Consider the following 2322-nt stretch of genomic DNA (forward strand, 5'->3'; position numbering starts at 1 on the left):
TGCGGGCACGGTCCGGCCAGGGGGCGTGCGGGCGCAGGAAGGGGCGGGTGGGGTCCAGGGGCGCGCCGGTGGGTGTGCCCCGCGCGGGAAGGAGCTGCGCCAGGTGTTCGTAGACCTCCTGCGCGGAGTCCGGGCGGTGCTGCGGGTCCTTGGCGAGCAGCCGCAGCACCAGGGTCTCCAGGGCCTCGGGGACCTCCGGCCGGATCCGGCGCACGGGCACCGGCGGCTCGTACAGGTGCCGGTGCAGCACTCCGAGCGCCGTGGAGCCCGCGAACGGCACGTCGCCGCTGAGCAGCTCGTGCATCAGCACACCGAGCGCGTACAGGTCCGTGTACGGGCCGACCGCGCCGCCCATCGCCTGCTCGGGCGCCATGTAGGCGGGCGAGCCGATGGGTGAACCGGTGTGCGTCAGGCGCGTGGTGTCGCTGTCCATGACGGAGGCGACACCGAGGTCGAGCACGGTGACGGTGCCGTCCTGCTTCACCATCACGTTGCGCGGCTTGAGGTCGCGGTGGACGATCGGCACGGCGTGCACGGCGCTCAGCACGGCGCACAGCTGCGCGGCCACCGCGACCGTCCACTGCCACGGGTACGGGTCGTGTTCGGCGAGGTGGTCGCCGAGGTCGGCGCCGTCGACGTACTGCATGACGAGGAACAGCTCCTCGCCCTCGCTGCCCGCGTCGTGCACGGTGACCAGGCCGGGGTGGTCGACCTGTGCGGTCACCCGGCACTCGCGCACGAAGCGGCGGCGCAGTTCGTCGGCCTCCTGGCCGGCCACCTTGTCCGGGCGCAGCAGCTTCACCGCCACGCGCCGGTCCAGCCGTTTGTCGTAGGCCGTCCAGACCTGTCCCATGCCGCCCTGTCCGATGAGCGTGGACAGTTCGTAACGGCCGGCGACGACACGTCCCGTCGTCACGCTCACCTTCCGCCCTCGTGGTTGCCGTGCTGTCCGGGATTGCCGTCCTGGCGGCGCAGGTAGTCGCTGAGTTCGTCCAGCTCGGCGCGGACCTGGTCGATCCGGGCCGGCGGTACGGGATGCTGCGGCGGCTGCGACGACTGCGGCGGTACGGGGGTGGGGGGCGCCGGGGTGTGCGGTACCGGGGTGTGGGGGACCTGGGGCTGCGGCACCGGCGTGGGCGCGTACGGCGAGCCCTGCTGCGGGTAGCCGTAGGGGGCGTGGCCGCCCGCCGGGCCGTGCACCGTCGTGGCGTGGGGCGACGGCGGCATCTGGCCCGCGTACGGGTACGGCCGCCGGTGCAGGCGGATGTCCACGGTCAGGTAGTAGGCGGCCGAGATCGCGCCGAGGATCAGGACGGCGGCCAGGGCCACGTCGGTCCGGTAGTCCGTCTCCGGCAGCGAACCGACCACCGCCAGGCAGGCTATCGACAGCGGGATGCTCACCCAGGCCGCCGCCCAGTCGAGCGGCCGCCCCCGCAGGAACGCGACCCGGAACAGCGGCACGCAGGCCAGCAGTCCGCAGCACAGGACGCCGGCGGCGGCGTACAGCACGCGCTGCGTGATGACCATTGCCGCACTGGGGGTGGGCGGCGCCGCGCCGTGGCCGTACATGACTGCTCCTGGACAGGTGTAGCCGATGGGAACTCGGAGTCCGAGCGTATAGGCCGACGGCGACAACCGGTCCCCGGATGTACCGAACCGTTGTCGTACCGGGGCGTTCCGGATGCGCGCCGGGGACCGGGCCGGGGCCCGGCCCGGGGTTCAGCCGGGGGCGATCGTCCCGTCGGTCAGGCCGTCGTACATCCCGCGGACGAGCTGCTCGCCGAGCCGGCCCGCCCGCCCGAGCGCCCGTTCGAACTCGTCCAGGGCCCTGAAGCGGGCGCCGTAGAGCCGCTGTTCGGCCGGTGCGAGCCGGGGCAGTCGGAGCCGGCGCACGTCGAGCCGGGTGGCGGTGGACGCGTAGCTGCCGGCCTGGCGTTGGTTTGCGGTGCCGCGCAGGAACCCGGCGAGGAACCACGCGTCGAGCACCTCCGGGTCGGGGCGCAGCAGCACGAGGTTGCGGCCCAGGGCGGCCCCGGCGGTCGCGTCGTCGACCACCCGCGTGACGGCGCCCCCGCCGAGCACGGGCACGACGACGTCGCCGGGTTCGGTGAGCACCGCCTCCTCGTCGCTCTCCGGGAGTGTGCCGGAGGGGCCGGTTCCGGAGAGTACGTCGTGGTCGGTGAGGACGGGCACGCGCGTGTGGCCGCCGTTTCCGCCCGTACGCATCAGCAGGGCGCCCCCGCGCGCGAGTTCGCCGACGGTGGTCAGGGGCGGGCGCCCGGCGGCGGGCGGCGCGGGGTCGACGGGCGGCGGGGCGAGGCC

At 74.5% G+C, this 2322-nt stretch carries 2 protein-coding genes and 1 pseudogene; all 3 read right to left on the reverse strand.

What is annotated here, in order from left to right:
* The coding region (locus B7767_RS22410; RefSeq protein WP_256923529.1) for a serine/threonine-protein kinase at nt 1–853 on the reverse strand (853 nt) is incomplete at its 3' end.
* 65 nt (nt 854–918) lie between these two features.
* On the reverse strand, nt 919–1569 hold the full coding sequence (locus tag B7767_RS22415; protein WP_085573774.1) for a hypothetical protein: 651 nt from the start codon (nt 1567–1569) through the stop codon (nt 919–921).
* 150 nt (nt 1570–1719) lie between these two features.
* A pseudogene (locus B7767_RS22420) lies at nt 1720–2322 on the reverse strand (SAM-dependent methyltransferase); the annotation flags it as partial.

Source organism: Streptomyces sp. 13-12-16 (genome assembly GCF_002114215.1).
Classification (GTDB): Bacteria; Actinomycetota; Actinomycetes; order Streptomycetales; family Streptomycetaceae; genus Streptomyces.